20 protein-coding genes and 1 other RNA gene are annotated in these 23251 nt (G+C 66.8%); 12 read left to right on the top strand and 9 right to left on the bottom strand.

Features of this window, described 5'->3' with window-relative positions; translation table 11 throughout:
- Positions 1-50 precede the first annotated feature (50 nt).
- The gene (locus JOD62_RS00430) at positions 51-782 is read left to right on the top strand and encodes a zinc ribbon domain-containing protein (protein ID WP_204937383.1); all 732 of its coding nucleotides are present in this window, start codon (positions 51-53) and stop codon (positions 780-782) included.
- A gap of 7 nt (positions 783-789) precedes the next feature.
- Here the strand turns inward: JOD62_RS00430 and JOD62_RS00425 are convergent, their stop codons facing one another.
- A complete protein-coding gene (locus tag JOD62_RS00425; protein WP_204937382.1) occupies positions 790-1629 on the bottom strand; it encodes an aldo/keto reductase in 840 nt (279 codons plus the stop codon).
- Between the two features lie 220 nt (positions 1630-1849).
- On the opposite strand from JOD62_RS00425, the gene JOD62_RS00420 reads away from it, so the two are divergent.
- From JOD62_RS00420 to JOD62_RS00410, 3 genes are all read left to right on the top strand, one after another.
- Positions 1850-3565, top strand: coding sequence for a bifunctional 3'-5' exonuclease/DNA polymerase (locus tag JOD62_RS00420; RefSeq protein WP_204937381.1), 1716 nt, complete (start codon positions 1850-1852; stop codon positions 3563-3565).
- A 14-nt stretch (positions 3566-3579) separates the two neighbouring features.
- Positions 3580-3938, top strand: an RNA gene (rnpB, locus tag JOD62_RS00415) — RNase P RNA component class A.
- A 327-nt stretch (positions 3939-4265) separates the two neighbouring features.
- On the top strand, positions 4266-5033 hold the full coding sequence (locus JOD62_RS00410; RefSeq protein WP_204937380.1) for a class I SAM-dependent methyltransferase: 768 nt from the start codon (positions 4266-4268) through the stop codon (positions 5031-5033).
- Positions 5034-5215: 182 nt separating this feature from the next.
- On the opposite strand, the gene ppgK is transcribed toward JOD62_RS00410, so the two are convergent.
- Positions 5216-5959 carry a polyphosphate--glucose phosphotransferase gene (gene ppgK / locus JOD62_RS00405; protein WP_204937379.1) on the bottom strand — a complete coding sequence of 248 codons (744 nt, stop codon included), beginning with the start codon at positions 5957-5959 and terminating at the stop codon, positions 5216-5218.
- Positions 5960-6027: 68 nt separating this feature from the next.
- Here ppgK and JOD62_RS00400 point away from each other — a divergent pair, with 68 nt between their 5' ends.
- From JOD62_RS00400 to JOD62_RS00380, 5 genes are all read left to right on the top strand, one after another.
- A complete protein-coding gene (locus JOD62_RS00400) occupies positions 6028-6237 on the top strand; it encodes an SPOR domain-containing protein (protein ID WP_204937378.1) in 210 nt (69 codons plus the stop codon).
- 3 nt (positions 6238-6240) lie between these two features.
- A complete protein-coding gene (locus JOD62_RS00395; RefSeq protein WP_204937377.1) occupies positions 6241-7578 on the top strand; it encodes a glutamine synthetase family protein in 1338 nt (445 codons plus the stop codon).
- Positions 7579-7588: 10 nt separating this feature from the next.
- The gene (locus tag JOD62_RS00390) at positions 7589-10564 is read left to right on the top strand and encodes a bifunctional [glutamine synthetase] adenylyltransferase/[glutamine synthetase]-adenylyl-L-tyrosine phosphorylase (protein ID WP_204937376.1); all 2976 of its coding nucleotides are present in this window, start codon (positions 7589-7591) and stop codon (positions 10562-10564) included.
- Positions 10565-10613: 49 nt separating this feature from the next.
- Complete coding sequence (locus JOD62_RS00385) at positions 10614-11537, top strand: diacylglycerol/lipid kinase family protein (protein ID WP_204937375.1); 924 nt, start codon at positions 10614-10616, stop codon at positions 11535-11537.
- Between the two features lie 65 nt (positions 11538-11602).
- Positions 11603-11803 (top strand): hypothetical protein, encoded by a 201-nt coding sequence (locus JOD62_RS00380; protein ID WP_204937374.1) that lies wholly within the window; start codon positions 11603-11605, stop codon positions 11801-11803.
- A gap of 70 nt (positions 11804-11873) precedes the next feature.
- Here JOD62_RS00380 and JOD62_RS00375 read toward each other — a convergent pair whose 3' ends face one another.
- Together JOD62_RS00375 and glnA are read right to left on the bottom strand one after the other, a co-directional pair.
- Positions 11874-12269 carry a hypothetical protein gene (locus tag JOD62_RS00375; RefSeq protein WP_271171571.1) on the bottom strand — a complete coding sequence of 132 codons (396 nt, stop codon included), beginning with the start codon at positions 12267-12269 and terminating at the stop codon, positions 11874-11876.
- Positions 12270-12407: 138 nt separating this feature from the next.
- The gene (gene glnA, locus JOD62_RS00370; protein WP_204937373.1) at positions 12408-13832 is read right to left on the bottom strand and encodes a type I glutamate--ammonia ligase; all 1425 of its coding nucleotides are present in this window, start codon (positions 13830-13832) and stop codon (positions 12408-12410) included.
- Positions 13833-13954: 122 nt separating this feature from the next.
- On the opposite strand from glnA, the gene JOD62_RS00365 reads away from it, so the two are divergent.
- Positions 13955-14383, top strand: a complete 429-nt coding sequence (locus tag JOD62_RS00365) for an RDD family protein (RefSeq protein ID WP_204937372.1) — start codon at positions 13955-13957, stop codon at positions 14381-14383.
- Between the two features lie 22 nt (positions 14384-14405).
- On the opposite strand, the gene JOD62_RS00360 is transcribed toward JOD62_RS00365, so the two are convergent.
- Positions 14406-14882 carry an ATP-dependent zinc protease family protein gene (locus JOD62_RS00360; protein WP_239526498.1) on the bottom strand — a complete coding sequence of 159 codons (477 nt, stop codon included), beginning with the start codon at positions 14880-14882 and terminating at the stop codon, positions 14406-14408.
- A 26-nt stretch (positions 14883-14908) separates the two neighbouring features.
- Between JOD62_RS00360 and JOD62_RS00355 the strand changes: the two genes are divergently transcribed.
- On the top strand, positions 14909-16093 hold the full coding sequence (locus JOD62_RS00355) for a RimK family alpha-L-glutamate ligase (protein WP_204937370.1): 1185 nt from the start codon (positions 14909-14911) through the stop codon (positions 16091-16093).
- A 68-nt stretch (positions 16094-16161) separates the two neighbouring features.
- On the opposite strand, the gene JOD62_RS00350 is transcribed toward JOD62_RS00355, so the two are convergent.
- The gene (locus JOD62_RS00350; protein ID WP_204937369.1) at positions 16162-16869 is read right to left on the bottom strand and encodes a DUF4191 domain-containing protein; all 708 of its coding nucleotides are present in this window, start codon (positions 16867-16869) and stop codon (positions 16162-16164) included.
- A 181-nt stretch (positions 16870-17050) separates the two neighbouring features.
- Between JOD62_RS00350 and JOD62_RS00345 the strand changes: the two genes are divergently transcribed.
- Entirely contained in the window at positions 17051-18505 is a 1455-nt protein-coding gene (locus JOD62_RS00345) for a hypothetical protein (protein WP_204937368.1), read from the top strand.
- 12 nt (positions 18506-18517) lie between these two features.
- Here the strand turns inward: JOD62_RS00345 and sucB are convergent, their stop codons facing one another.
- From sucB to JOD62_RS00330, 3 genes are all read right to left on the bottom strand, one after another.
- Positions 18518-20245: a 2-oxoglutarate dehydrogenase, E2 component, dihydrolipoamide succinyltransferase gene (gene sucB / locus JOD62_RS00340; protein WP_204937367.1), complete on the bottom strand. Its 1728-nt coding sequence runs from the start codon at positions 20243-20245 to the stop codon at positions 18518-18520.
- Positions 20246-20319: 74 nt separating this feature from the next.
- Positions 20320-21693 carry a dihydrolipoyl dehydrogenase gene (gene lpdA, locus JOD62_RS00335; protein ID WP_204937366.1) on the bottom strand — a complete coding sequence of 458 codons (1374 nt, stop codon included), beginning with the start codon at positions 21691-21693 and terminating at the stop codon, positions 20320-20322.
- Positions 21690-23171, bottom strand: coding sequence for a leucyl aminopeptidase (locus tag JOD62_RS00330; RefSeq protein ID WP_204937365.1), 1482 nt, complete (start codon positions 23169-23171; stop codon positions 21690-21692). The genes lpdA and JOD62_RS00330 overlap by 4 nt, the downstream gene beginning before the upstream one ends.
- Positions 23172-23251 lie beyond the last annotated feature (80 nt).

The raw sequence follows: 23251 nt of genomic DNA, 5'->3' as shown, positions 1-23251 counted from the left end.
CGACGCGGCCGTTCACGGCGCGTCGCAGCATCCTGGCGTAAGTTTGAATCGTGAAAGCGAACCCGGAACACCAGCGCGTCCTCCTCGACGTCGCCGACATCGATCGACGCACCGCCCAGGCCGAGCACGCGCGCTCCCACCCGCCGCAGGCAGCCCGGGTGAGTGAGCTCATGGCGATCCGCCAGGAGCAGCTTCGGGAGCTGACTGTCGCCACGGGTGCTCGCGACGACGCCAGGACGGAACTGGGGCGCATCGAGTCCGACGTGAAGGTCGTCGAACAGCGTCGAGAGCGCGATGCGGCCCGTCTGGCCGCATCGACGAATCCCAAAGACGCCGTGGCCCTCGAGCACGAGCTCGCCAGCCTCGCACGCCGTCAGCGCGAGCTGGAGGATGCCGAGCTGGAGGTCATGGCCCGCGTCGAAGACGCCGAGGCCGCTGTCGCCGCGCAGCAGGCGCTGATTGATGTGACGACGGCCGAGGGGGCGCAGCTGTCCACCGAGGCGAAGGCGCACATTGCCGCCGCGGAGAAGGAGCACGGCGAACTCGCCCGCGATCGTGCTGCTCTCACGGCAGAGCTGCCGCCGGCTCTGCTCAGCGACTACGAGCGCCGTGCGACGCGCACCGCCGGTGCAGCACTGCTGCGCGCCGGCATGTGCGAGGGGTGCCGCATCGTGCTCTCGGGCATCGACCTGAACCGCATCCGTCAGCAGGCGGCCGACGACATCGTGTCCTGCCCCGAGTGCAACGCGATCCTCGTCCGCACGGAGGAGTCCGGACTCTAGGCGCGGATCACAGCTCTTCGTGTGTGGCGGGATCCGCGTCGAACAGGCGTCCGTCCGCGCGTCCGAGAGCCGTGATCGCCGCGATCTCGTCGTCGCTCAGTCGCACCTCGGCGGCGGCGAGATTCGCACTCTGGCGCGCAGGATCCGCCGACTTCGGGATCGCGACGACGCCCCGTGAACTGTGCCAGGCGAGTACGGCCTGCGCGGGGGTGAGTCCGTGCGCGGCGGCGATGTCGTGGATCACAGGCTCATCGAGCACTTCGCGCGCACGCCCGAGGGGGCTCCACGCCTCCGTGATGATTCCCCGTTCCCGGTGGTAGGTGAGGGCGTCCTCCTGAGGGAAGTACGGGTGGATCTCGAGCTGATTCACGACCGGGCGAACGCCCGTTGCATCTTCGATCCGCTCCAGGTGCTCCGGCAGGAAGTTGGACACGCCCAGTTGGCGGACCTGCCCGTTGTCGCGGGATTCGATCAACGCGGCCCAGGCCTCGACATAGCGGTCGATCCGCGGATTGGGCCAGTGGATCAGGACGAGATCGATCGCATCGAGACCGAGTCGGAGCCGGCTCTCCTCAATGGACACGAGGGCCCGCGCGCGCTCGTGGTGGCGTCCGGCGAGCTTGGTCGTCACGACGAGTTCACCGCGTTCGACGGCAGCACCGGCGATACCCCACCCGACCGCACCCTCGTTCTCGTAGTTGAATGCCGTGTCGATGAGCCGGTAGCCCGATTCGATTCCGGCGCGCACAGCATCCGCGCCGGCCTCGCCGCGCAACTGGTACGTGCCGAGCCCCTGCGACGGCAGGGTGAAGCCGTTGTGGGCGGTGAAGGGGGAGCGCTCAGACATGGGATCTCCTCTCGAGACGCTCTAGCGGTGGCTCCCACGCTAACCCGGGGATATGACGAAAGTGTGACGAAGCGATGACACAGCGACACAGAGTGACATGCGCGCCTCCCGCCACAGCTCCCTACGATGCGCGGAACGTCGGTGGTGAGGCATATCTTCGACCTATGCCTTTCTGCCGTGTCCCCTGGGGTTCCCGCCTCGGCCCCTGTCGGATGCGGCGATGACCTCAGATACGCCGCCGGGCACCGCGTCGATCGTGCTCGCCCCGGGCGACGACGGGTCCTGGCAGGCCGCATATTTGGATTCCGAGGACGCGGAACTCGGGCAGGAATCCATCGCGGATGCAGCGCTCACGCGCTGGGTCCGCGCGCAGGAGGAGTCGTCGCCGCGCTGGATCGTCCGCACGCTTCATGACGTGTACCCGCTACTGCTGGACGATGGCGTCCGGCTGCGCCGCGCGTGGGATCTGCTGCTGTGTCACGCGATCCTGCGCGATACCGCGGCGCTCCCGTCACCCCTGTCGGGGTCATCACGGTGGATCCGCGAGGAGCCGACGGCGCAGCCCCATGCGCCGGCGCTGTTCTCCTTCGTCGATGACAGCACGGACAGCGGTCCTGACCTGGCGGAGATGCTCGCGGAGCGACGGCGGCAGCAGGAGGCGCTACGTGCGGCGCCCGACAGTCGTCTGTCGTTGCTGTGTGCGGCGGAGTCCACGGGTTCCCTGATCGCAGAAGAGATGACGGCCGCAGGCTTGCCCTGGGATCGCGCCGCGCATGAGCAGATCCTCGTCGAAATGCTCGGCGAACGCACGATGGGTGACACACGCCCGCGGCGGATGGCGGCCCTGGCCGCGCAGATTCGCATAGACCTCGACGATCAGACTCTCAACCCCGACAGCCCGACACGGCTGCTGCGCGCTCTGCACCGGGCGGGGATTCTGGTCGAATCCACATCCCGCTGGGAGCTGAGCGAGCACGAGCATCCCGCGATCGCACCCCTCATCGCCTACAAGAAGATGGCACGTCTGCTCACCGCCAACGGCTGGACATGGCTGACGGAGTGGGTGCGCGATGGGCGTTTCCGTCCGATCTACCTCACCGGCGGTGTCGTGACGGGGCGCTGGGCCTCAGCCGGTGGGGGTGCGCTGCAGATTCCCCGGGTGCTGCGTCCGGCCGTCCGCGCGGATCCCGGATGGACGCTCATCGTGGCTGATGTCGCCCAGCTCGAGCCACGGGTGCTGGCCGCGATGTCACGGGATACAGCGATGGCGGCCGCGGGGCAGGGGTCTGATCTGTACGAAGGCATCGTCCGCTCCGGCGTTGTGCACACCCGCGAGGAGGCGAAGTACGCGGTGCTCGGAGCCATGTACGGAGCGACGACCGGTGACAGCGGACGCCTTGCACCGCGGCTCCGCACCGTCTTTCCTCGTGCGATGGCTCATGTCGACGACGCAGCGCGCACGGGGGAGCGCGGCGGAGTCGTGAGCACCCTCCTCGGCCGCAGCACCCCGCGCCCAGATACGGAGTGGCGGCAGAGTCAGTCCATTGCGAGCGACCCGAACGCGGGTGGCGCCGAGGAGAGACGCGCGAACAGCCGTGCCCGTGATCGCGGACGCTTCACGCGCAACTTCGTGGTCCAGGGCACTGCCGCCGAATGGGCGCTGCTCTGGTTGGCGGAGATCCGCCACCGCCTCGCAGCGCTGCCGATCGCGGACGTTCCCGCCGAGGCATCCGGCCCCTACTTCCGAGATCACGCGCATCTCGCGTTCTTCCTGCACGACGAGATCATCGTGCACGCACCGAAGACGCAGGCTGAGGACGCGGCGCAGGCCGTGCGCGATGCGGCGGATGCCGCCACACGTCGCCTCTTTCCCGGTTTCGCGATCGACATCCCGCTCGACCTGCGGATCGCGGAATCGGCGGCCAAGGGGCCGTAGACTGAACAGGCGAATGGGTCGGCCGGACGGTCGCGTGGCGGGCAACCGCACCGAGGAACGTCCGGGCTCCACAGGGCAGGGCGGTGGGTAACACCCACCCGGAGAAATCCGCGAGACAGTGCCACAGAGAGAAGACCGCCGGGCTCGTCCCGGTAAGGGTGAAAGGGTGGGGTAAGAGCCCACCAGGGGGCATGGTGACATGCCCCGCTAGGTAAACCTCGTCCGGAGCAAGGTCAGACAGAGGATGATGACGCGGCTCGCCGAGTCCTCGGGTAGACCGCTAGAGCGGCACGGCAACGTGTCGCCGAGAGAGATGGCCGTCGAAGGGGCGTGAACCCCGGAACAGAACCCGGCGTACAGGCCGGCCCATTCGCTTTTTCTCCTCTGATGAGCAGTTCCTATATGTTTGCTGCGCTCGAGTCATTGGCGACGACTCACTTCGGCCCTAAAGGGGAGCGTGCGAGAACTCAACAATCGGAGTTTCGGGAGCGACGGCGGGTTGCGATCATTGGGTAGGTCGCTGCGGGGCAGGTCGTCGCTTCGGCCGTTCAACCTTGTGCACGGCGAGGGCTGAACAGGAGCACCTTTGGTCTTCGTGAGCACGTGGACAGACGCTGTGCCAAGTCAAGTGCAGGAGTAGTTCCAGTGATTGCTATGGCCCGACTCGTTCGAAGCAGCGGCGCTTGGTAGCGTAGCGAGCGTGCAGACGACGAATCAAGCCGCCAGTGCCTACCGCAACCTCGCCGCAGTCGTCTACGAACTCGACAAGCCGGTCGGGCGTTCCTTCGGAGACATCGAGTTGTACACGGAGTTGCTGAAAGACACCTCAGGGCTGATCTTCGAGCCGGCAGCAGGCAACGGTCGCATGCTGATCTCTCTTGCCAGCAAAGGTCATGCCGTGCAAGGCACCGAGCCGTCTGCCGACATGCGACGACTCTGTGAGCGGGCCGCGACAGCCGCGGGTGTGCACGCGCCGATCGGCGCAGGGTTGTTTAGCGACATCAATGCCGTCGAGGCCTTTGAAGCAGTCATCATCCCGGCCGGATCGCTGCAGCTGGTGACGTCCCCGCAAGAAGTCCGAGACACCTTAGAGCGTGTCCATCGCGCACTCCTGCCCGGCGGGCGACTCATCTTCGACCTCGACTCGCTCCGCGGACTCTTCGAAACCTCACCCAGTGCACGTTCCTGGGCAATCGACGACGGGCTGATCACACTCAGCGAGCTCGTCGAAAGCGTTTCCCCTGCTGACCAAGTGCGAACATCGCAGCTACGATACGAGCGATGGGTCGACGGCACCCTCACCGAAGCGCAGCTGGAGCACTTCGTGCTCAGATTCTGGGGCCACCACGAGATGAGCACGCTCCTGGAGCTCTGCGGCTTCACCGACGTGCAACTGCACGGCGACTACCAGCATGGAACAGCGATCACCGCAGAGACGACCGTCGCGACCATCGTAGCCACCAAGTAGTACACCGTTTCAGAACAGTCTCATGCTGCTGACCCCGTGAGAAGACCAGTGGCAACGCGACCTGACCGCGATCTCTCAAGCGGAAGTCCTCTGGGGCATCGCAGCGAGCGTGAACGCGGAGAGTTCACGCCGACGTTGCCGTCATCGGGTCAGTTCCACGGATGCGGTCGCGCGGTCGCGGCTCAGTCCCCGGCGAGGGATGCCGCCCCGATGATGCCGGACGAGTTACGGTGCACGGCGGCGACGATCGGCGTGTTCAGCTTCAGCAGGGGCAGGAAGTTCTCGGGGTGCTTCGAGACTCCGCCGCCGACGACGAAGAGGTCGGGGCTGAACAGGAACTCGACATGCTTGTAGAACACCTGGAGCCGCTCGGACCATTCCGTCCAGCTGAGATTCTCGCGGTCCATGGCGGAGTAAGCGGCGACCTTTTCGATCGCCCGGCCCTCGTAGTCCAGGTGGCCGAGCTCGGTGTTGGGCAGCAGGACGCCGTCATAGAGAAATGCCGAGCCGATGCCGGTGCCGAGAGTCGTGAGAATCGTGAGGCCCCGTGCGCCGCGTGCGGCGCCGTGGCGCACCTCGGCGACACCGGCAGCATCCGCATCGTTGACGAAGTGGATGCTGCGGCCCAGACCGTTCTCGAAGAAGCGCTCCGCCTCGAAGCCGATCCAGTCCTGCGACACGTTCGCCGCCGACAGCGTCTTGCCGTACTTCACGATCGCCGGGAAGGCGACGCCGAGGGGCAGATCCGAGTCGCTCACGCCGAGTTCGGTGAGCACGGTCTTCACCGCGACGAGCACGTCTGCGGGCGATGCGCCCTTGGGGGTGGGAACGCGCACACGCTCGGAATCGAGAATGCCGCGGTCGAGATCGACGATGCCCGCCTTGATGCCGGTTCCGCCAATGTCTACGCCGATCGCTTTTGCCATGCTCTCAGCCTACCGAGCGTCGGATCACGCAATAGGATCGTGTCAACACGCGAGGAAGGAGTCACACCGTGTCAGACGACAAGAAGTACTGGTACAACCTGACCACCGGCGAGGTCGAGTTCGGCCTGGAATCGCCCGCGGTCGATCGCGCAGGACCCTTCGCCACGGCAGAAGAGGCAGCGCGCGCCCCCGAGGTCATCCGGGAACGCTCGCGTGCCTGGGCCGAAGACGAAGCACAGTCCGACAACTGGGGCTCTACCGAAAGCGACAAGGCCTGATACATGGATAAGCAGCGCGACTTCGTCCTTCGGACGATCGAAGAACGCGGCGTCAAGTTCGTACGTCTCTGGTTCACCGACGTCATCGGCACACTCAAGTCCGTCGCGATCGCGCCGGCTGAGGTCGAAGGCGCGTTCGCGGAGGGCATCGGCTTCGATGGCTCGGCGATCCAGGGCATGACGCGCTCGTTCGAATCGGACCTGCTCGCGCAGCCGGATCCCACGACCTTCCAGACGCTCCCGTGGCGTGGTGAGATCGATCCGACCGGGCGCATGTTCTGCGACCTGACGACGCCCGACGGGCAGCCGGCGGTCGCTGACCCCCGCCACGTGCTCAAGCGCACACTGGCGAAGGCGGCGGACGCTGGCTTCACGTTCTACACCCACCCGGAGATCGAGTTCTACCTGCTGAAGTCGTCCCAGTACGGTCCGGACGGCCCGGTGCCCGTCGACTCCGCGGGATACTTCGACAACGTGCCCGGCGGCACAGCGCATGACTTCCGCCGCCGTTCCGTGCGGATGCTGGAAGACCTCGGCATCTCGGTCGAGTACAGCCACCACGAGGGTGGCCCCGGCCAGAACGAGATCGACCTGCGTTACGCAGACGCGCTCACGACGGCCGACAACATCATGACGTTCCGCACCGTGATCAAGGAGGTCGCGATCGAGCAGGGCGTGTACGCGACGTTCATGCCCAAGCCGCTCAGTGACCACCCGGGCAGTGGCATGCACACCCACATGTCGCTGTTCGAGGGCGACGTCAACGCGTTCTACGAAGAGGGTGCGAAGTACCAGCTGTCCAAGACCGGGCGCTCGTTCATCGCGGGGCTGCTGCGTCACGCGAACGAGATCGCCGCCGTGACGAACCAGTTCGTCAACTCGTACAAGCGTCTCTGGGGTGGCGACGAGGCACCGAGCTTCGTCACGTGGGGGCACAACAACCGGTCCGCACTCGTGCGTGTACCGATGTACAAGCCGAACAAGGGGCAGTCGACGCGCGTCGAGTACCGCGCCCTGGATTCCGCCGCCAATCCCTACCTCGCGTACGCGTTGATGCTCGCCGCCGGTCTCAAGGGCATCGAAGAGGGCTATGAGCTTCCGCCCGAGGCGGAAGACAACGTCTGGTCGCTGAGCGATGCGGAACGTCGTGCCCTCGGCTATGCCGCGCTGCCAGCGAGCCTGGATCATGCTCTGGAGTTCATGGAGGGCTCGGAGCTCGTGGCAGAGACGCTGGGGGAGCAGGTGTTCAACTACGTCCTGCTGAACAAGCGTCGTGAGTGGGAGGCGTACCGCGGACAGGTCACGCCGTTCGAACTGAAGAGCAACCTCGAGTTGCTCTGAGCGGAGGAGCATGGCCCGGCCCGACGGATCGGTCTCGCTGTCGGCGCTTGCGCGCCTTGGTTTCGCGGAGCTGAGCGCCGCATCGTCCGCGTTGGACGAGCTGTCGACGCTGTTGGACATCCCGCGCGCGACGCTGCTTGAGGGCGCGGATGCGGCCGACCCGGATGCCGCGGTGCGATCCATGCTGCACGTGGCGCGTCGCGATGCGGTGCCCCTGCAGGCGCTCTGGCGGCATGAGAGCGCGCGGCGCACGGTCTGGCGTGTGTTCGGTGCCTCCACGGGACTCGCGGACTTCTTCGTGCGGCACCCCGCGGAGCTGCAGGTTCTGGCCGACCCCGGTGACGCACTGCCCGGGCCGGAGGAGCTGCGCCGCCGTCTTCTCGACGCGGTCGGCGCCGTTGACGGACGTGCACGTTCCGGCGACGAGCATGAGGTCGAATCCTTGCGCATCGCCTACCGGCGGAGTCTGGCGCAGATCGCGGCGATCGACCTGCTGCATCCCGCGCCGGCCGATTTCATCCGCGAGGTGTCGGCAGCACTCGCAGACATCGCAGGGGCCGCGCTCGAAGCCGCACTCGCCGTCGCGCGTGCGCGTGTCTCCGAGACCGTTGCCGCAGACAAGGTCGCGAACGCCCAATTGGCCGTGATCGGCATGGGCAAGGCCGGTGCGCGCGAGCTGAACTACGTCAGCGACGTCGATGTCATCTTCGTGGGCGGAAGCACCGACGAGAGCGTGCTCGACGAGGCATCCGCGGTCGATATCGCCACGAAGCTCGCCCGAGAGACCATGCGCGTGCTCTCGGGCTTCGAGATCGAGCCGCCGCTCTGGGAGGTCGACGCGGCGCTGCGCCCGGAAGGCAAGCAGGGGGCGCTAGTGCGCTCGCTCAGCTCGCACGTCGCCTACTACGACCGCTGGGCGAAAAGCTGGGAGTTCCAGGCGCTCCTCAAAGCCCGACCGCTCGCTGGCGATGAAGAACTGGGGGCGGCGTACATCCGCCAGGTGCAGTCGAAGGTCTGGACGAGCGCGGCGCGTCAGGACTTCGTCGACAGCGTGCAGCGCATGCGCGAGCGCGTCACGGAGCACATCGATCCGGAGGATGCGCCGTACCAGATCAAGCTCGGCTCCGGAGGCATCCGCGATATCGAGTTCACGGTGCAGTTGCTGCAGCTGGTCCACGGTCTGACGGATGAGACGTTGCGCACGAGGGGCACCCTGGAGAGCCTGGACGCGCTCGTCGCGGGTGGGTACATCGGCCGCGCCGAAGCGAGCGCGTTCGCCGAGGACTACTGCCGACTGCGACTCATGGAGCACCGTCTGCAGCTGCGCGAGCTCAGCCGTACGCATCTCATGCCGCGCACCGACGCGGGGCTGCGCATCCTCGCCCGAGCGACAGGCCTGGCCGAATCCGGCTCCGCGATCTGGGACCGCTGGGAGTCGATCCGCCGTGAGGTGCGCGACATCCACACCCGCCTCTTCTACCGCCCGCTGCTGAGCGCGGTCGCGGGGCTGCCCGAGGAAGAGCGCACCCTCTCGACCGAGCAGGCACACGATCGTCTCGCGGCCATCGGCTTCCGCGACCCTGCTGGCGCGCTGCGCCATATCGGCGCCCTCACGAGCGGACTGAGTCGCAAGGCCACGATCCAGCGACACCTCATGCCGGTCATGGTGCGATGGTTCGCTGACGGAAGCGACCCTGACTACGGGCTGATCGCTTTCCGACGCATCAGCGAGCGTCTCGGGGACACCCCGTGGTTCCTGCGGATGCTGCGCGACTCCGCCGGTGCAGCCGAGAGCCTGACACGACTGCTGTCGACTTCGCGCTTCGTCGGCGAACTCATGGAGTGGACGCCCGAGTCTGTCGCCTGGCTCGACAGTCCCGAGTTGCTGCGCCCACGCAGCCGTGCAGCGCTCGACGAGGAGGCCAGGGCGATCCAAACGCGCCACAGCGTGCTGAAGGACGCCGTGCGCTCCGTGCGGGCCCTGCGACGCCGGGAACTGCTGCGTACGGCCATGGGTGCCGTGCTAGACGTGCTGACCGTCGAGGAGGTCGCGACAGCGCTGAGCGACATCACACAGGCGACGATCCAGTCGGCGCTCCGAGCTGTGTATCGCGACGTCGTCGAGCCCGAAGACGACAGCCTCGACTTCGCGATCATCGCGATGGGGCGTTTCGGCGGTGCCGAACTCGGATTCGGCTCCGATGCCGACATCCTCTTCGTCTACGAGCCGAACGACGTCGAGTCCGAGCGGGCGAGCCAACTCGCCGCACAGATCGTCGCAGGCTTGCGTGAGCATCTGACCGACCACCGCGTGCCGCTGGAGCTCGACGCAGACCTGCGACCCGAGGGGCGCAACGGTCCGATCGTGCGCACGTTCGACGCCTACGCCGAGTACTACCGGCGCTGGTCCCTGTCGTGGGAAGCGCAGGCGCTGCTGCGTGCGCGGGGGATCGCGGGGAGCAACACCCTCATCGGCCGATTCATGACGCTCGCCGACAGCGTGCGTTATCCCGCCGAGGTCGAGCAGACGGGACTTCGTGAGATCAAGCGGATCAAGGCTCGTGTCGAGGGGGAGCGGCTGCCGCAGGGGGCGGATCCGAAGCGTCACCTGAAGCTCGGTCCCGGCACTTTGAGCGACGTGGAGTGGCTCGTCCAGATCATTCAGCTGGAGCATGCCCACCGCATTCCTGGTCTGCGGACGACGTCCACGTTGGACGCGCTGCACGTCGCGACCACGCACGATCTCATCCCAGAAGAGCAGTCGGCGATGCTTCGCGACGCTTGGCTTCTCTCGAGCAGACTGCGCTCGGCGATCACCCTGCTCACCGGGCAGACGAGTGACATCCTTCCCGCGGACCGACGTCAGCTGGACGCGATCGCCCGAATTCTGGGGTATCCGGACCGCTCGGCGACGGCGCTCGAAGAAGAGTACTTCCGAGTGACCCGACGGGCACGGCGCGCGTTCGAGGCCCTCTTCTACGGATAGCGCGGTCGTTCTGCTGGACATCCGGGATCGCTCCGGCAAGGCTGGGAGCATGACGACGATGGGCGTGATCTGGAATCCGACGAAAGTCGATGAGGCGGAACTGCGTACGGCGATCGAGAGCGTCCATGCCGGTGAGGACGTGCGCTGGTGGGAGACCACCGAGCAGGACCCCGGTCGCGGCATGGCGGAGGAGGCCGTGCGCGTCGGCTGTGCCGTCGTCTACGCCGCCGGTGGTGACGGCACGGTGCGGGCCGTCGCGGAGGCGCTGGTGGACACGGATGTGGCGCTCGCGATCATCCCGCGGGGAACCGGCAACCTGCTTGCGCGGAACCTCGGCGTGCCCCTCGGCGATGTGCGCGCCGCGGTCGAGCACGCTGCGGCGGCAGAAGGGCACACCATCGACGTGGGAGAAGTGCGCATCATCGAGGGGGATGACGAGGGCGTCCATGGATTCCTCGTGATGGTCGGTCTGGGGCTCGACGCGCAGATGCTCGCTGCGACCGACGACGATCTGAAGGCGAAGGCGGGCTGGCTCGCGTACGTGCAGGCACTCGGCCAGGCGGCAGCAGCGACAGAGCTCGTCGGAGCCCAGATCGCCCTGGACGATGAGGAATCTCAGGACATCTCCGTGCACACGCTGCTGATCGGCAACTGCGGGATGATCCAGGGCGGCATCACCTTGCTTCCGGATGCGGTTCCCGACGACGGCCTCATCGACGTTCTCGTGATCAGTGCAGAGGGCGTCCGCGGATGGCTCGACACGGCGAAATCGCTGCTGTGGGACAACGGCCTCAAGCGAATGCTGGGCGGTGCCGATGAGGCCGTCAGCACCGAGTTCACCAGCCACGCATCGGTCACGCGGGTGCGGGTCGAACTCGACGAGCCTCAGCAGTTCGAGATCGACGGTGAGGAAGTCGGCGCGGTGCGCGTCTTCGAGGTCGGAGTGCGCGCGGCATCTCTTCTCGTCCGCTGACCAGGCGCGCTCACGACGCATCGCGATTCGTGGGATTATGAGAGAAGCCTAAGGAGGGTCCCGCGATGATCGGTAGCTTCATCTTGTTCATGGTTCTGTTTCTGGGTGGGTTCTGGTGCATGGGCATCGCTCACGAACTCCCGCAGGGACAGGCTCTCGTCTTCTGCGCCGGCCTGGCGCTTGTGAGCATCGCTCTCGCGTGGGTCATGCGCACCGCCGGCGGCGCCACCCGCCGCAACGCAAAGGACGGCTACGGCGCTTCCTGAGCCGCGAACCATCACGCACAAGCCCGCCCCGCGTTTCGCGGGGCGGGCTTGTGCGTGATGACGGGGCGGGTCAGTCCGCCACGAGCCGCCGGAGCAGCGCCCGACACGCCATCAGAGCGACGACCAGGAGCGTGACCGACCAGAAACCTCCGAGATGAACGTTGTCGCCGAGGACGACGTCCGTGAGCCAGAGGATGAGCGCCTTGCTCAGCGCGCTCAGCGCGACCAGCGACGCACTGGCGACGAGGCGTCCGCGTGTGGTGTCAGCACCCTTGATGCGTTGGACGATGCGCACCTTCGCCCACACGATGGCTTCCAACGCCAGTTTGAGGAGAATCGCGGTCAGCAGGGAGACGACGAACGACTCGCTGATGACCTCCGGGAAGAGCTGAACGAACAGGGAGAGCACGACGAGGTACACCAGGATGTCGACGAGGTCGACGGCGCGGATCCGCAGGCTCTTCACGAAGCCAGCGTAGACGCGAGGTCAGGGATACGGCCACGACCTCGCTCATGACCACACGCAGAAGGGCCCGTCTCCGCAGTGAGACAGGCCCTTCTGCGTGTGGTCGGCGGCAGGCTATGCCCGCCGCCGACCACGGGATCAGACGCCGTAGTAGAGCTCGTACTCGTACGGGTGGGGACGCTGCGCCATCGGCAGGATCTCCTTGGTGTACTTGTAGTCGATCCAGGTCTCGATGAGTTCCTTGGTGAACACGCCGCCTTCGAGGAGGAAGTCGTGGTCGTTGCGGAGTGCCTCGAGCGAGTCCAGGAGCGAGTTGGGCACCTGTGGGATGTTCTTGGCTTCCTCCGGAGGAAGCTCGTAGAGGTCCTTGTCGATCGGCTCCATCGGCTCGATGCGGTTGCGGATGCCGTCAAGACCAGCCATCAGCTGCGCGGCGAAGCAGAGGTACGGGTTGGATGCGGCATCCGGAACACGGAACTCGATGCGCTTCGCCTTCGGGTTCGAGCCCGTCAGCGGGATGCGGATCGCGGCCGAGCGGTTGCCCGCCGAGTATGCGAGGTTGACGGGAGCCTCGAAGTGCTTCACCAGACGGTGGTAGCTGTTCAGTGAGGGGTTCGTGAACGCGAGCACGGCGTGTGCGTGCTTCAGCAGACCGCCGATGTACCAGCGAGCGGTGTCGCTGAGCTGCGCGTAGCCGTTCTCGTCGTAGAACAGCGGCTTGCCGTCTGCCCAGAGCGACTGGTGGGTGTGCATGCCCGAGCCGTTGTCGCCGAACAGGGGCTTCGGCATGAACGTCGCCGTCTTGCCCCACTCCTCAGCGGTGTTCTTGACGATGTACTTGAACTTCAGCACGTCGTCGGCGGCGCGAACCATCGTGTCGAAGCGGTAGTTGATCTCGGCCTGGCCGGCCGTGCCGACCTCGTGGTGCGAACGCTCGACCTGCAGGCCGACGCCCTCGAGCTTGAGGCAGATGTCATCGCGCAGATCGGACTGCTTGTCGACGGGAGCGACGGGGAAGTATCCGCCCTTGAAGGGCGTCTTGTTGCCGAGGTTGCCGCCCTCTTCCTTGCGGCCGGAGTTCCACGCTGCCTCGTCGGAGTCGACCGAGTAGAAGCTCTTGCCTGCCGACACCTCGTAGCGGACGTCGTCGAAGATGTAGAACTCTGCCTCGGGGGCGAAGAACGCCGTGTCGGCGATGCCGGTGGAGGCGAGGTACTTCTCGGCCTTCTTGGCAACCTGACGCGGGTCCTTCGAGTAGGTCTCGCCCGTGCGCGGGTTGAAGATGTCGAACACCATCACGATGGTCTTCGCCTCGCGGAACGGGTCGATGTACGCGGTCGTCACGTCGGGGATGAGCTGCAGGTCGGATTCGTTGATGCTCGCGAAACCGCGGATAGAGGAGCCGTCGAACAGCTGCCCCTCGGCGAAGAAGGTCTCATCGACGGTGGAGGCCGGGATGTTGAAGTGCTGCTGCACACCGGGCAGGTCGGTGAAACGGATGTCGAGGAACTTGACGTCGTTCTCGCGAATATACGCGAGCACTTCAGATGAATCGCTGAACATGCATGAACTCCTGATTTGCGGGGGCGACCATTCGGTCCTTGAGCAGAGTATGGCCGGGCGATTGCCCGGAGGTGTCTGCTGTGTTTCCAGCTTGTTACATCCCCTCGCCTAGGCTGGGAGACATGCCCGAATCTGTGAGTACATTCCCCGGTGAGCGCCTCGGACTCCCGAAGACCGGCCCAGGGAGCGTCGCACGACCCGGCCGTCGCATCGGGGCGCTCGCGATCGACTACTTCGCAGCGACGCTGATCGCGACTGCCTTCTTTGGGTACAACCAGTTCGCCCTGCCGACGGAGGCGGGTGCCTCGCTCTGGTCGCCTCTCATCGTCTTCGCCGTGCTGCAGATCCTGTTCATCCCGACCGTCGGCGGAAGCCCGGGGCACCGAATCCTCGGCATGCGCCTCGTGATGCTCGGGGGCGGCTGGGTGGGGCTGTGGCGGCCGATCGTGCGCACGGCGCTGATCGTCATTGTCATCCCGGCCGTCATCTGGGATGCTGACCAGCGCGGCCTGCACGACAAGGCTGTGGGAACGGTGCTCATCCGCGCCTGAGCGCTGGGCGCCGCGACGAGGCTCAGCGACCGCGATTACGGCGGCGGAGTGTCTTGGACGGACGTTCTCCGAAGTAGGACTTCGCAGGGTTCACGATGAATCCGCGGCGCAGGGCTTCGCGGCCGATCAGCATCCGGAAGCCCATCGAGCTGCGGTTGGTCAGCGTCACCTCAGCCGTGACCCGCTCGCCGGCGAGCACGACGTCGAGCAGGACGAACAGGCGCTTCTGCGTGTGACCGGAGGAACTGCGGACCTCACGACGGTCGAAGATCGGGCGCTCGACCGTGATGTGCTCGGATGCTGCATGCTGCCAGGGCTGCACATCGAAACGTACCCACGGCACGCCGTCGCGTTCGAACTCGACGATGTTGTGCGCATGCAACGAAGAACTGCGTGCGCCGGTGTCGATCTTGGCTTTCACCCACTGAATATCCGCATCGGGCAGGCTGACCCACTCACGCCACCCCACAAGGGTGCTTGAATGAGATGTCTGATCCATACGCACCATCTTGGCAGGAAATCACCGTGAAGCTCGCCGTCCTCTCCCGCGCCCCGCAGGCGTACTCCACCCAGCGTCTCCGTGCTGCAGCGCTGCAGCGTGGCCACCAGGTGAAGGTTCTCAACACTCTGCGTTTCGCGATCGACCTGACCGCGGATGAACCGGACCTGCACTATCGAGGACGCCAGCTCAGCGACTACGACGCGATTCTGCCGCGTATCGGCAACTCGATCACCTACTTCGGCACCGCTGTGGTGCGCCAGTTCGAGCAGATGGACGTGTACACGCCCAACACGGCCAATGGAATCTCCAGTGCTCGCGACAAGCTGCGCGCGAACCAGATCCTCTCGCGTCACAACATCGCGATGCCGGCGACCGCATTCGTGCGCAACCGTGCCGACGTGCGCCCCGCCATCGAGCGTGTCGGCGGAGCCCCGGTCGTCATCAAGCTGCTTGAGGGCACGCAGGGCATCGGCGTCATCCTCGCGCCGCAGGTCAAAGTCGCCGAGGCGATCATCGAGACGCTGCACTCGACCAAGCAGAACGTGCTGATCCAGAAGTTCATCCAGGAGAGTCGCGGACGCGACATCCGTGCCCTGGTCGTGGGTGATCGCGTCGTCGCCGCGATGCGCCGCGTCGCCAACGGCGACGAGTTCCGCTCCAACGTGCACCGTGGCGGCACAGTCGAGCCTGTGACCCTCGACCCCGAGTACGAGCAGGCGGCCGTGCGTTCCGCGCAGATCATGGGCCTGCGCGTCGCCGGAGTCGACATGCTCGAGGGCGACGACGGCCCATTGGTCATGGAGGTCAACTCCTCGCCTGGACTTCAGGGCATCGAGACGGCGACGAAGCTCGATGTCGCAGGTGCGATCATCGACTACATCGCCAACCAGGTCGCCTTCCCCGAGATCGATGTGCGCCAGCGCCTCACGGTCTCGACGGGTTACGGCGTCGCTGAGCTCCTCGTCCACGGCGGTGCCGATCTCGTCGGCAAGACGCTGGGGGAGTCGGGGCTCTGGGAGCGCGACATCACCGTTCTTACGCTGCACCGCGGCGTGACCGTCATCCCGAACCCTCGCAAGCATGTCGTGCTCGAGGCGGAAGACCGTCTGCTGTGCTTCGGAAAGCTCGATGAGATGCGCTCCATGATCCCGGAGCGTCGCCGTCGCCGCGCGAAGGTGCGACGTCTGCCGAAAGAGCCGCTCTCCTGACGGGGAGACAATGAGGAAGGCCCTGTCCGTACGGACAGGGCCTTCCTCAGTGCGTGTGTGGCGCGCGGTCAGCGCGGACGCTGTGCGCGAGCCTTGAGCGGGTCGATGCCCTTCGGGATCGGCAGCGACGACAGCGACTGCGACACCGACTCGAGGCGCTTGATGACAGCTGCCATGGTCGGCTTGTTGATCGCCTTGGGAAGCTTCTTGATGGTCTTGGACAGCTGGGCGATCTCGACCTCGTCGTCGCCGTGGCCGACATAGAAGACGTTGACGGGGACGCCCTGCGCGACGCGCTGCGCCTTGGTCTTCTCATCGTTGATGAGACGGGTGAGGCGACCGCGTGCACCTTCTCCGACGATGACGATGCCACCGCGGCCGACGGCACGGAAGACGGCGTCCTGCGTCTTGGGGTTCACGCCGACGGGCATGTCAGGAGCCTGCCAGTGGCGACCGAGGCTCGTCGTGAGGACGTGACCGGTAGCACCGGGCATGCCGTCGATCTTCTTGTACATCGCCTTGGTCGACAGGCGTGTCATCAGGAAGAGAGCGGCGAGGATGCCGAGCATGAGGCCGGTGATGCCCCACAGCGTCACACCCCACCAGGTGACCGGCTGGATCAGGTAGCCGATGACGAGGCCGATGCCGATGCCGAACAGCAGCACCGCGATCTGCGCCCACGGAAGCCACGGGTACTCTTCGCGGGTGAACCGGAACAGGGAGGAGATCTGCGAGAAGAAGCCAGGACGCTTCTCAGGCGCGGGTGCTTTTGCCATGACGTCAAGACTACCGAGTCTGCGCCCGCCTGCTGTGCCGGATCCGGCCCGTCGCGGAAGGCTGTCAGCGAACACGGAGCCGGCGAAATGGGATTTCTGCACAGGAGGGTGTGCCGTGACGCTGTCCACCGAGCACGTGGATGCGTGCCCTAGCGATGCGTCGAGGCGCTGAACTGTCTGCATGACCGACCTCGATCACGACGCCGTTCCGCTCATCGCCGGCGCGCACCGCCTGATCCGCGCGCTTGCGCCCGGCGAGGGACCGTACGCGGGGGATCTGGTCTCCTCCGGCGAAGACATCTGTGTGCGCGCGGATGCCTCGGCGCGGAGGGGATGGGAAGGGTGGAGGCTCTCCGGAGCAGAGCACGTCGCTGCCCCGCTCGACCTGGTGCGACGCGCAGACGGCCAAGACATGCTCCTGCCCTGGTGCACGGAACGGGCGACGGTCTTCCTCGGACGACGCCGTGCCGCAGGCGAGCCGATTGACCTGGGGGAGGTCAGCACGCTGGTGGCGAGCGTGCTGCGCGGGTTGGACGAGCTGGGAGAGCAGCTCCCTTCTGTTCGCGGCGACTGGTGGCTGACGAGTGCCGGGCGACCGGTCTTCGTGCTCGGAGACGGAGACGCTGCCCTGGTGGCCAGCGTGCGTGTGCTCACTGTCGTGCGCGAGACGCAGCTCGACCGCACCGCGACACGGCTGCTCGAGAGGTTGGGCGAAGCGCTGGCGGATGCGCGGCGTGTCCTTCCCGCGAGGGATCGTTGGGAAAGTGAGCTCTTCGAGCTCGCTGCGCCGCGCGCGCTCCGAACGACGGTCTACGCCCCGGCAGCGGCCCGCTCCGTCCGCGAGGTGTTCGGCGACGAGCAGCAACCCGGCGCGGAGTTCCGTCATGTGAGTCTCGTGAACGCGTTCGCAGCATCAGCGGACGACGAGGCGGATGCCCGCTTCGTGACGCGCTGGAAGAGGCGCTTGACGCGGTTGGGAGAATCTCTGCGGGAACGAGGGGAGCGTCGTGCTGCTGTGGGGACAGCGGCCGCGCGGGGACCTGCAGGTGAGAATCGGGATGCGTGGGGGACGCGCAATCCCGAGAAGGCAGCGCCGCTCGTCGCGCCCCGATGGCGAAAACCCGCCGTCGTCGGTGGCGCGACGGCGGTCCTGCTGATCGCGGGCGGCGCGCTCTGGCCATCAGCGGAGCCAAACGGTGCCACCGCCGTGGCGCATTCGGATGTTGCGGCGACGTCAGTTCCGACACTCGGGCAGGCGGATGAGTCGGAGCGTGCAGCGCCTGCGGAGGCAGCGGCAGAGGCAGCGAACACAGCGTCACCGTCTCCGCAGACCGATGCGTTGGCCGCGCTCACCGCGCTCCTCGCGCCGGCACAGGGCTGCGCGGAGGGCGGTGATCCGTCCGAACCGTCCTGCGCTGACGTGTGGGCCGTCCCGTCACCCGAGAGTATCTCCGCATTGCGCGCACGACCGGGCAACGGCGCACTCACGCTCGTGGAGGACTACGGAGATCTCGCCGCACTACGGTGGGACCCTGCCGCCGCCGATGGGGCATCCCAGATGATCGTGATGATCCGGACAGACGAGAAATGGCGGGTCCGGGACGTCTACGACGTCGCGGACCCGCCATCTCAATGAGGGCTGGTGCGGTTACGCTCCGAGCTGCGACGCGAAGTCTGCAGCCTCGAGGCGAGCCTTGATGGCTCCGAGGAAGCGCGCAGCGTCAGCGCCGTCGATCGTACGGTGGTCGTACGACAGTGCGAGGTAGACGTACGAGCGGATCGAGATCGCCGGGCTGCCGTCCACGGTCACCACGCCGGGGCGCTTGACGACCGTGCCGGTGCCGAGGATGGCCGACTGCGGCAGGAACACCACGGGGGTGTCGAACAGCGCGCCACGCGAGCCGGTGTTGGTCAGCGTGAACGTACCACCCGCCAACTCGTCCGGCTTCAGCTTGTTCTGACGCGTGCGGTTCGCCAGGTCAGCGATCTCGTGAGCGATCTCGGCGATGTTCTTGCTCGCCGCGTCGCGCAGCACCGGCGTGAGCAGGCCACGCTCGGTGTCAACCGCGATCGAGAGGTTCTCGGTCGCCGGGTACACGATCTGGTCGCCCTCGACGGTCGAGTTGATGATCGGGAACGCCTGCAGTGCCTCGGCCGCAGCCAGGGCGAAGAACGGCAGGAACGACAGCTTGTCGCCCGTCTTCTCCAGGAACGATGCCTTCGTCGCATCGCGGAAGTCCGCGAGCTTCGTGACATCGACCTCGACGACGGTCGTCAGCTGTGCGGTCTGCTGCATCGACGCGACAGCGCGCTCAGCAAGCACCTTGCGCAGGCGCGACATCGGCTGGGTCGTGCCGCGCAGCGGCGAGACCTCGAGCGGCGCCGGAGCGGCGGCAGCAGCAGGAGCGGCAGCGGCGGGGGCGCTCTTCGCGGCGTTCAGGACATCTTCCTTGCGGATGCGTCCGCCGACACCGGTTCCCTTGACCGTGCTCAGGTCGACGCCCTGCTGCGCGGCCAGACGGCGCACGAGAGGCGTGACGTACAGGCTGGTGTCGTCTGCTTCGGTGGATGCAGGCGCCGGCGCGGAAGCCGGTGCTGCCGCAGGCGCAGCGGGAGCAGGCGCCGCGGGAGCGGCCGGTGCTGCTGCGGGCTGCGCGGGAGCGGCCGGCGACGCCGCGGGCTGTGCGGGAGCGGGAGCCGCTGGAGCCTCAGCCGGTGCGGCCGGAGCCTCAGCCGGTGCGGAAGCAGCCGGGGCTGCGCCGCTGCCGACACGGGCGAGGACGGCACCGACGTTGATCGTCTCGTCTTCAGCAGCCAGGATCTCCTGGAGCACGCCGGCGACTGGCGAGGGGATCTCGGTGTCGACCTTATCGGTCGAGATCTCCAGAAGTGCCTCGTCGACCTCGATCGTGTCGCCGACCTGCTTCAGCCAGCGGGTGACGGTGCCTTCGGTGACGCTTTCGCCGAGCTCCGGAAGCACGATGTCCGTGCTGTCACCGGATGCGGCGGGAGCAGCGGGTGCCTCCGCAGCGGGGGCAGGTGCTGCTTCGGCGGCAGGGGCGGGTGCAGGCTCGGCAGCGGGCGCGGGAGCGGCAGGAGCCGCAGCCTCGGGCGCCGCGGCGGGAGCGGCAGCGCCGCTTCCGTCACCGATTCGCGCAAGCAGGGCGCCGACCTCAACGGTCTCGTCCTCGCCGACAAGAATTTCCTCGATCACGCCGGTAACGGGCGAGGGGATCTCCGTGTCGACCTTGTCGGTTGAGATCTCGAGCAGGCCTTCGTCTGCCTGCACCGTCTCACCGACCTGCTTGAGCCAACGGGTGACCGTACCCTCGGTGACGCTCTCGCCGAGAGCGGGGAGGACCACGGATGTGCTCATGACAGAGTCTCCTTCAAGAAGTTCGTGACGCATTCAGTGTAGTGACCTCAGCGCCGTTATTGGTTTCGTGCGACTCAGAGTGCGTGCAGGGGTTTACCTGCGAGAGCGAGGAACGCCTCGCCCAGTGCCTCACTCTGAGTGGGGTGTGCATGGATCAGGGGAGCGATGTCTTCGGGGTGCGCTTCCCAGGCGACGGCGAGCTGTCCCTCGGTGATGAGCTCGCCGACGCGGTCGCCCAGAAGGTGGACGCCGAGGACGGGGCCGTCCTTGAGGCGGACGACCTTCACAAGACCACCGGTGCCGATGATCTCGCTCTTGCCGTTGCCTGCGAGGTTGTACTCGTAGGCGACGACAGCCTCGGAGCCGTGCTCCGCGATAGCGCCGGCTTCGGTGAGTCCGACCGAGGCGACTTCCGGGCTGCAGTACGTGACCTTCGGAATCTGCGCCTCGGGGACGATCGCGGGGGAGAGCCCTGCGATGCGCTCTGCCACGGCGATTCCCTGAAGGAAGCCGCGATGTGCAAGCTGGAGTCCCGGAACGATGTCGCCGACGGCCCAGACGTGCGGCACAGAAGTGCGCAGTTCGGGATCGGTCACGACGAATCCGCGTTCCATCGCGATTCCGGCCTCTTCGAAACCGAGCTCGGCGGTGGCGGGTCCGCGACCCACAGCGACGAGCAGATAGTCAGCGGAGAGTTCCGTGCCGTTCTCCAACGTCACCGTGACCGCAGAGTCCGTCTGCGTAGCACTCTGGAAGCGAATGCCGAGGGACTGCGTGATGCCGCGTCGTCGGAATGCGCGCTCCAAGCCCTTGCTGAGCGCGATGTCCTCGTTCGGCACGAGGTGGTCGAGAGCCTCGATGATGGTGACCTCGGCTCCGAAAGCGCGCCAGACGCTCGCGAACTCGACGCCGATCACACCGCCGCCGAGGATCAGGACGCGCTGCGGGATCTCGTCCAGCGTGAGCGCCTGCTCGCTCGTGAGGATGCGTCCGCCGATCTCGAGGCCCGGGAGGCTGCGGCTGTACGACCCTGTCGCGAGCACCACATCGGTGCCCGTGTAGAGGTCGTCGCCGACGCGCACAGTGCGCTCACCGTCGAGGCGTCCTTCGCCTGCAACGACGGTGATTCCGCGTGCTTTGACGAGTCCCTCGAGCCCCTTGAACTTCTTGGCGACGATGCCCTCGCGGTACGCGCGCACGCCGGCGGGGTCGATTCCCTCAAGCGTGGCGCTGATGCCGACGGATGCTGCGCCTCGGACGTTCTCTGCGACCTCGGCCGCATGCAGCAGGGCTTTGGTGGGGATGCATCCGCGGTGCAGGCAGGTGCCTCCGACCTTGTCCTTCTCGATGAGAGCGACGGACTTGCCGAGCTCCGCAGCGCGGAGGGCCGCGGCGTAACCGCCGCTGCCGCCGCCGAGGATCACGAGGTCGAAGGTGTGCGCGGTCATGCGTTGCTCCCTGTCGCGCGGGCCTCCGCGAGGGCGACCAGCGTGCGGACCATCGAACCGGTCGGTCCCTTCTCGGTGTAGCCGTAGGGGCTTCCCTTGTGCTCGGATGAGCCGGCGATGTCGAGGTGCACCCACGGAATGCGCGGAGCATCGGCGTCATCGGAGGTGGGTCCGACGAAGCGACGAAGGAAGAGCGCGGCGAAGGATGCGCCGGCCGCTGGGTCTCCGACCTTGACGTTGGCGAGGTCAGCAAGCGGGGACTTGAGCTCCTCTTCCATGTGGTCGGGCATCGGCATGGCCCAGGCGAGTTCACCGACGCCGTGCGCGGCATCGAGGATCTCCTGCACGCTGTCGTCGTCACCGAAGACACCCGTGTGACGCATGCCGAGGGCGACGATGATCGCACCGGTCAACGTCGCGACATCCACGATCAGGTCAGGCTTCTCGCGGCTTGCGGCGGCGAGGCCGTCGGCGAGGACCAGGCGACCTTCGGCGTCGGTGTTCAGAACCTCGACGGTCTTGCCGTCGAGCATCCGGAGCACGTCACCGGGGCGCGTCGCGCTGCCGGAGGGCATGTTCTCTGCGATGCACATCCACGCGCTGACGCGCACGGGAAGGCGCAGCGTCGCGATCGCGCGGAGCGCGGCGAGCACACTCGCGGCACCGGCCATGTCGAACTTCATGCCGACCATGCTGGCGGCGGGCTTGAGCCAGAGGCCACCGGTGTCGAAGGTGATGCCCTTCCCGACGAGCGCGATATGCGAGGTGGCGCCTGCGGGCGCATAGTCCACGCGCACCATGCGCGGGGGACGCACCGAGCCGCGACCGACCCCGAGGATGCCTCCGTAGCCCTGCGCCTCGAGCTCGTGCTCATCGAGGACCTCGATCGTCACGTCGTCGAGATCCGCGACGGCCTCGACGGCGCGATCGGCGAGATCGGCCGGCCCGAGCCATCCGGCGGGCGTGTTGATCAGATCCTTCGTCAGCGCGACCGCGTCGGCGACAGCCGCAGCGCGGGTGAGCACGTCGTCGGCCACATTGGCGAAGAGCACGACGGTCTCGGCGCGCTTCTTCTCTTCCGAGGTGCGGTAGTCGTCAAAACGGTATCCGCCCAGGAGCGCGCCTTCAGCGGCGGCATCCGCGAACGGGGCGAGTTCATCGACGAGCAGCACGCCGAGGCGGCTGAAGCCCGTGAACGAGCGCACCGCAGCGCCCACAGCCTCGCGCACGCTCTGTGCGTCCGGCGAGGATCCCGCGCCGACCACGGCGAACGGCAACTCCGTGACATCCGGCGCGGGGACGCGCACGAATGCAGAAGCAGCACCGGTGAAGCCGATCCCGCTGAGCGAGGCAGCGAGCCGGTCGAAGGGTGCGAGGGCGGACGAGGAACCTGAGAGATCGGAGACGACGAGGACGACTGCATCCACGTTCGCATCCGCAAGAGCGCCTTGTGAGAGCTCAAGGGTAGGGAGCGTCATGCCTCCATCTTAGGTTCGTGGGTCCCTCGGATGGCTCGGCGCGCGGTGCGGTGCGGCGTCGTGTTCGCTCTCAGCGGTCA

Source organism: Microbacterium keratanolyticum (genome assembly GCF_016907255.1).
GTDB classification, from domain to species: domain Bacteria; phylum Actinomycetota; class Actinomycetes; order Actinomycetales; family Microbacteriaceae; genus Microbacterium; species Microbacterium keratanolyticum.
Note: the sequence above shows the minus strand (reverse complement) of the source record. Positions and strands in the feature narration are given on the sequence as shown.